At 71.8% G+C, this 6,948-nt stretch carries 5 protein-coding genes; 4 read left to right on the forward strand and 1 reads right to left on the reverse strand.

Going from position 1 to position 6,948, the window contains the following annotated elements; genetic code table 11:
- The 4 genes from ACWDX9_RS57245 to ACWDX9_RS57260 form a co-directional block, all read left to right on the forward strand.
- Window positions 1-1,203: Gfo/Idh/MocA family protein (locus tag ACWDX9_RS57245; protein WP_449971527.1), on the forward strand; the 1,203-nt coding region annotated here is incomplete at its 5' end.
- Window positions 1,200-3,971, forward strand: coding sequence for a glycosyl hydrolase family 95 catalytic domain-containing protein (locus ACWDX9_RS57250; protein ID WP_449971529.1), 2,772 nt, complete (start codon window positions 1,200-1,202; stop codon window positions 3,969-3,971). The genes ACWDX9_RS57245 and ACWDX9_RS57250, both read left to right, overlap by 4 nt.
- Before the next feature lie 153 nt (window positions 3,972-4,124).
- The gene (locus ACWDX9_RS57255) at window positions 4,125-5,618 is read left to right on the forward strand and encodes a carboxylesterase/lipase family protein (RefSeq protein ID WP_449971532.1); all 1,494 of its coding nucleotides are present in this window, start codon (window positions 4,125-4,127) and stop codon (window positions 5,616-5,618) included.
- An 87-nt stretch (window positions 5,619-5,705) separates the two neighbouring features.
- The gene (locus ACWDX9_RS57260) at window positions 5,706-6,545 is read left to right on the forward strand and encodes a helix-turn-helix domain-containing protein (RefSeq protein WP_449971534.1); all 840 of its coding nucleotides are present in this window, start codon (window positions 5,706-5,708) and stop codon (window positions 6,543-6,545) included.
- Window positions 6,546-6,754: 209 nt separating this feature from the next.
- On the opposite strand, the gene ACWDX9_RS57265 is transcribed toward ACWDX9_RS57260, so the two are convergent.
- The coding region (locus ACWDX9_RS57265) for an ArsR/SmtB family transcription factor (RefSeq protein ID WP_449971537.1) at window positions 6,755-6,948 on the reverse strand (194 nt) is incomplete at its 5' end.

The raw sequence follows: 6,948 nt of genomic DNA on the forward strand, positions 1-6,948 counted from the left end.
GCCGCGCGCCGGCCGGACCGGGCGCGGGTCGTGGCGGTGGCGGAGCCGCGCGCGGCCGCCCGGCAGGAGTTCGCGGTACGCCACGCGCTCCCGCCCGAGCGGGTCTTCCGCGACTGGAAGGAGCTGGCCGGCCTCGGCAGGATCGCCGACGCGGTGATCGTGGCCACGCTGGACGCCGATCACCTGGCGCCGGTCGAGGTCTTCGCCGAGCAGGGCTACGACATCCTGCTGGAGAAGCCCATCGCCCCCACCGAGGCGGACACGGTGGCCATCGGCGAGGCGGCGGCCCGTACCGGCGCCATGATCGCGATCTGCCACGTCATGCGCTACACCCCCTACACGCGCAGGCTCCGCGAGGTGCTCCCCCGGATCGGCGACGTCGTCAGCGTGGAGCACCTGGAGCCGGTCGGGTGGTACCACTTCGCGCACTCGTTCGTCCGCGGCAACTGGCGGCGCGCGGACGAGGCCACGTTCGCGCTGCTGGCCAAGTCGTGTCACGACATCGACTGGCTGGGCCACGTGGTGGGGCGCAGGGCCGAGCGCGTGTCCTCCTTCGGCGGGCTGCGCCACTTCCGCGCCGAACAGCGGCCTCCGGGCGCCGCCGACCGGTGCCTGGAGTGCCCGATCGAGCCGGAGTGCCCGTACTCGGCCGTGCGGCTCTACCGCGACGGGCTGCGCGACGGCGGCACCAAGCAGTACTTCACCCGGGTCATGACCGGCGGCCCGCTCACCGAGGAGGCGGTCACCGCGGCGCTGGCCGAGGGCCCCTACGGGCGCTGCGTGTACGCCAGCGACAACGACGTGGTGGACCACCAGGTGGTGACCATCGAGTACGAGGGCGGGGTCACCGCGTCGTTCACGATGACCGCGTTCACGCCGCTGGAGAACCGGCACACCAAGCTGTTCGGCACCGCGGGCCAGCTGACCGGCGACGGCCGCTTTATCCGCATTTATGACTTTTTGTCGGAAGAGACGACGATCATCGACACCTCGCTGGACGGCTCCAGCGCGGCGGAAGGCCACGCCGGCGGCGACGCCGCCCTGATCGAGTCGTTCGTCACCGCCCTGCACGAGGGGCGGCCCGAGCTGATCCTGTCCGGGATCCAGGAGAGCGTCGACAGTCACCGCGTGGTCTTCGCCGCCGAACGGGCCCGCCGTACCGCGACCGTACAAACCCTCTTGAACGGAGAGCACGCCCAATGAGGCACCGCGCCCTGCTCGCCCTCGCCGTGCTGACCACCTCAGTGGTCGGCCTCACCCCGGCGCCCGCCCAGGCCGGCGCGTCGGAGTGGCGGGACATCCGCAAGCTCCTGTCGGCCATCGACGACGCCTACACCGCTCCCCCGGCCCTCAACGCCGTGCAGACCGCCCGCTACACCGCGGGTCTGCTCCTGGGCAACGGCGACCTGCACGTCACGTCCGACGCCCGCGACCAGCGGCAGACGTACTACCTGTCCAAGTCCGACTTCTGGCACAGCGGTAACGGGCAGCTGCCGTTCGGCACGATCTCCATCGGCCCCGCGCACGCCGCGGCCACCCCCGCCGCCAAGGACACCCTCGAGTGCACCGCCGCCTGCGTGATCGACGGAGACCCCGAGACCCGCTGGGTGTCGCGGACCGGCGCGAGCGCGTCCGACCCGCAATGGGTCACCGTCGACCTGGGCGAGGTGAAGACGGTGGACCGCTGGGTGGTCAGGCACAACGGCTACCAGGGCAGGGCCGCCAACTTCCAGGCGCTCGACACCCGGAGCTTCGCCCTGCAGAAAAGCGACGACGGCGTCACCTGGACCGACGTGGACACGGTCACGGGCAACACGGCCGAGCTGACCGACCGGACCGTGCCCGCCTTCACCGCCCGCCACGTGCGCCTGCTGGTCACGGGCGCGGTGCGCGACCCCGCCGACCCGAACCAGAAGGCCTTCGTCCGCGACCTGCAGCTGTTCGAGGGCCAGAGGAACGTCCTCACCGGCGCGCTCGGCGACGACCCGGCCTACCGCCAGCGGCAGGACATCCTCAACGGGGAGGTCCGCGGCTCCCAGACGGTTGACGGCCGGGTGCTGAGCACCCGCACCTGGACCGCCGACGGCGAGAACCTGCTGGTCACCGAGCTGTCCATCCCCGACGGCGCACAGCCGCTGCCGCTCCAGGCCGACCTGACCGTGCCCGCCGGCACGACGGGCGTCGCCGGGGACGGTCAGGTGTGGATCACCCGCACGACCGGCGCGGACGGCGAGAGCGGCTGGGTGTCCAAGGCGGCCGCGTCGGCCAGGGTCATCGGCTCGCGCACCCCGGTCACCGCGAGCACGCCGTCGGGCAACCTCGCCCGCCTCGCCTTCGAGCTGGCCCCCGGCCGGCCCGTGCGGCTGGTCACCACGCTGCGCGGCAACGGCGGCTACGCCAACCCCACGCCGCTGAACGACTTCGTCACCGAGGCGGTGGACCGGGTGCACGGCCTCGACGGCCGTGACCTCGACCGGGCCCGGTCCGCGCACCGCGAGTGGTGGAAGCGGTTCTGGCTGAAGTCGTACGTCGACACCGGCGACCCGACCCTCAACAAGTACTACTACGGCGCCCTGTACGCGATGGGTGCCGCCAGCCGCGCGGGCTCGTTCCTGCCCGGCACCTATTCGCCGTGGCGCACCATCGACCAGACCGGCGGCTCCAACCGCTACTGGCTGAACTACAACACCCAGGCCCCGTTCTACGGCGTCTACTCCGCCAACCGGCCCGAGCTGGCGGCCCCCTACTACAAGACGGTGGTGGCCGAGCTTCCCTACCAACGCAACACCACGCATGCCGCCGGGTACAAGGGGCTGACCTTCAGCCGGACCATCTACCCGTACAACCAGACCCGTCCCGCCCCCGCCGAGGTCCCGGTGACCGGCCCCAAGTCGCCGAAGAAGCTCGCCGACCAGAAGACCAACGGCACGTTCGCCGCCATCCCGTTCCTGTGGAACTGGGAGTACACCCGGGACGAGGAGTTCCTGCGCACCACGGCCTATCCGTTCCTGAAGGAACTGGGTGAGTTCTGGATGGATTACGTGGTCAAGGGCGACGACGGCAAGTACCACGTCCTGAACAGCGCCGTGAACGAGGGCGGCGACGACGTCGACTCGACCTACGACCTCGGCTACATCCGGCGGACGCTGACCGCGCTGATCGAGTACAGCCGGGTGCTCGGGGTGGACGCGGAGCTGCGGCCGGTCTGGCAGGGCTACCTGAACGACCTGGCGCCGTACCCGACGGCGGCCATGGACGGCCTGGACGTCATCCTGCTCGCCACCAAGATCGAGAACCCGGTCAAGGGCAACGCGCTGCTCAACAAGAACGACCAGCCCATCAACCTGGAGGGCGTCGTCCACCCGAGCGACAACCTGGCCATCGGCGGCGACCCGGAACAGTTGCGGAAGGTCCGGAACACCCTGGAGTGGGTGGATCCGTTCCTGCCGGGATCGCGCGGTTCCTCCATCAACGGGTTCCCGAAGACGTTCACCATCGCGGCCCGCGCGGGATGGGATCCCGAGGACCTCATCGGCAGGTTCACGGCCGTGATCAAGCTGTTGTGGCGGCCGAACCTGACCGTGGCGCAGTCGGGCGGCGGCCTGGAGACCTCGGGCTCGCTCGAAACCGTGAACTCGATGTTCCTGCAGACGTTCGAGGACGTGATCCGGGTCTTCCCGGACTGGCCCGCCGGCCGTGACGGCAGGTTCGTACGGCTGCGCGCCAAGGGCGCGTTCCTGCTCTCCGCCGAGCGGCGGGCCGGGCGCGAGGTCCCATCCATCACGCTGACCAGCGAGAAGGGCGGACGGGCGACCCTGGCGAGCCCGTGGCGCTCGGGCCGCCCGGTCGTGGTGGACGCCGCCACGCACCGGCCCGTGCCGCTCACCTTGGGCCGCGCCGCGAACACCGGCGAGACGACCTTCGCCTTCGACACCCAGCCGGGCCACACCTACACGGCCTCCGCCCGCTGACCACGCCCATGCGCGGGCCCGTTCGCGGGCCCGCGCCGTCTCCGGCGACGGAACATTCGTCCAAGACACCCTGGCCCCGCGCTTGTGATGCTCGATCTCGCGTCCGGCACGGCTCCACGTGCGACGGCCGCGGAGCTCCGAGCGACAGGAGAGATGATGACGAACACCGTGGACGGCGCGCCAGGGGTTCAGGTGGCGAGTGGCCGGCTGCGGGGCCGGATGGACCGGGGAGTGGCGGCGTTCCTCGGGATCCCGTACGCCGCCCCGCCCTTCGGGACGCGCCGCATGCGGCCTCCGGAGCCACCCGCGCGGTGGGACGGTGAGCGCCGCGCCGCCGATTACGGGCCGACCTGCCCGAAAGGAGACGACGGCCTGGAGAGCGCGGCACTGTTCCCGGAGGTCGTGATCCCTGGCGAGGAATGCCTGAACCTCAACGTGTGGACCCCCGATCCGGGAGGATCCGGCTTGCCGGTGCTGGTCTGGATCCACGGCGGCATGTTCACGCAGGGGTCCGGATCCGTCGCCGGCTACCGCGGCACGTCCTTCGCCCGCGACGGGGTCGTGTGCGTCACGATCAACTACCGGCTCGGCGCCGAAGGGTTTCTCCACCTCGATGACGGCATCGCCAACGTGGGGCTGCTGGACCAGATCGCCGCGCTCGAGTGGGTCCAGCGCAACATCGCCGCGTTCGGCGGCGATCCGGGGAGGGTGACCGTCGCCGGCCAGTCCGCCGGGGCCATGAGCGTCGTCACTCTCATGGCCATGCCCCGCGCCCGAGGACTGTTTGGCCAGGCGGTCACCCAGAGCGGGGCGGTCGCCCAGACGCTCACGACCGAGGCCGCCGCGGGTGTCGCCTCAAGGCTGGCCGGGTCGCTCGGGGTCGCCCCGACCCGCGAGGCCTTCGGCGAGGTGCCGGTCGAACGGCTCGGGCGGGCGGCGTCCGCCCTCCTCAAGGAGGTCCAGGCCGCCTCGGATCCGTCCAGGTGGGCGAGCCTCCCCTTCGCCCCGGTCGTCGACGGCGACACCCTCCCGGATCACCCGCTCGACGCGTTGAGAAAGGGCGCCGGAAGCGGCGTACGGCTCCTGGCCGGGTGGAACCGGGACGACACCCGGATCGGCCTCGTCCCCACCGGCATGATCGACATCGTCGACGAGCCCACCCTCGCCGCGGTCGTGGGCGCCCTCGGCGCTCCCGGCGGGACGGTCGAGCGCTACCGGGCCGCGCGGCCGGATGCGAGCAGCGGAGACCTGCTCGCCGCCGTGACCACCGACTGCTTCGTCCGGGTTCCGGCGATCCGGGTCGCCGAGGCACGCCTCGAGGCCGGCGAGGCCGACACCTGGATGTACCGCTTCGACCACGAGTCGCCGAGCTTCGCCGGCCGCCTCGGCGCCGCCCACGCGGTGGAGCTCCCGTACGTGTTCGACCTCCTCGACGAGGAGTCGAGCCAGGCCCTCATCGGCGACGAGCCACCACAGGTCGTCGCCGATACGGCCCACGGCGCCTGGGTCCGCTTCGTCGCCGACGGCGACCCGGGCTGGCCCCGATACGACCTGGCCGGTCGGTCCACCGCGCTGATCGACGAAGGAATCACCGTCGTCGACGACCCCGACGGTGCCGAGCGCGACGTGTGGACCGGCCGGCTCTGACCGGGACTTGTCATCCGATGACCGGCCGTGCGGCTCGCCGCTGACGGGGATTGTCACGTTGTGGACACCGCGAACTACCATGTCGGCGTGCGACCAGCCGAGCCGGTCCGCGCCGGTGCGCCTCGATGGCAGATCACGGTCCCGTCGCGTCCGGGCGGGCTGCCGGGGGTCGTGATGGCGGGGTTCAGCGACCGGGCGAACGAGTTCCGCGACGTCGCGCTGGTCCCGCACCCCGCGGTCACGGTGATCTTCGACCTCGGCGACCAGCCGTTCGTCGTCGAGGACGGCCGCGGTGCGCGGCAGCGGGAACGCGTCGTCGCCGGACTGGCACCCAATGGGGCTCGAGGGCGGGGGATGGCCAGAAGCTCCGAGTGCCTCCAGTTGCGGCTGTCGCCGATGGTCGCGCACGCGGTCCTGGGTGCCTCCTCGGAGCTGGGCGGGACGGTGGTCGCCCTCGATGACCTCTGGGGACGAGAGGCCGTACGAATCCAGGAGCGATTGCGTGCCGCCGGGTCGTGGGAGGAGCGATTCGCGATCGCGGAGACCGCGCTCGCCCGGCGGGAGGACGCGGGCCGAGCCGTCGACCCGGAAGTCGCCTTCTCCTGGGGACAGATGGTGGCCGCCCGAGGGCGGATCCGGGTCGAACGGCTGGTCACCGAGACCGGATGGAGCCGTAAGCGCCTCTGGTCCCGGTTCCGCTCGCAGGTCGGCCTCACCCCCAAGCGGGTCGCCCAGCTCATCCGCTTCGACCACGCGGCCCACCGTCTCGCCGCCGGTCACAGCGCCGCCTCGGTGGCGGCGGAAAGCGGCTACGCCGACCAGTCCCACCTTCACAGAGACGTCGTGGCCTTCGCCGGGATGACGCCGACCACGGTCGCGCTCTCGCCGTTCCTCGCACTCGACGACGTCGCGTGGCCCCATCGATGAACTCCTGCATGGGCACCTCTTCACCAGCGCCGCGACGCACGCGAAGCTCACGGAACCACACCCGTAGATCCAGGTGACGCGGGCAGGCCTGGCAGGGACAACACCTCGACGGTCGCTTCAGCGTCGTCCCACCGCCCATCCCGCAGCGACGTTCGTCTCGTCGGAAGCGGGGCCTTCGGCGGGGAGAGTCAGCACGTCGAACAGGACCGCTACTTCGAGGCCGGTGGCACAGGACCGAGCAGGCCGCTGCCCAGCGGGGTCAGCAGGTTGAGCACGGCGGGGCCCCGGCGCACGCTCCTGATCAGGCCCGCCTCCCGCAGCACCTTCGCGTGCCGGCTGGCCGCCGCCAGCGACACGCCCGCCCGCCGCGCCAGCTCCGTGGTGGTGGCCCCGCCGTCGGCTG

The sequence above is a fragment of the Nonomuraea sp. NPDC003201 genome (genome assembly GCF_053590415.1).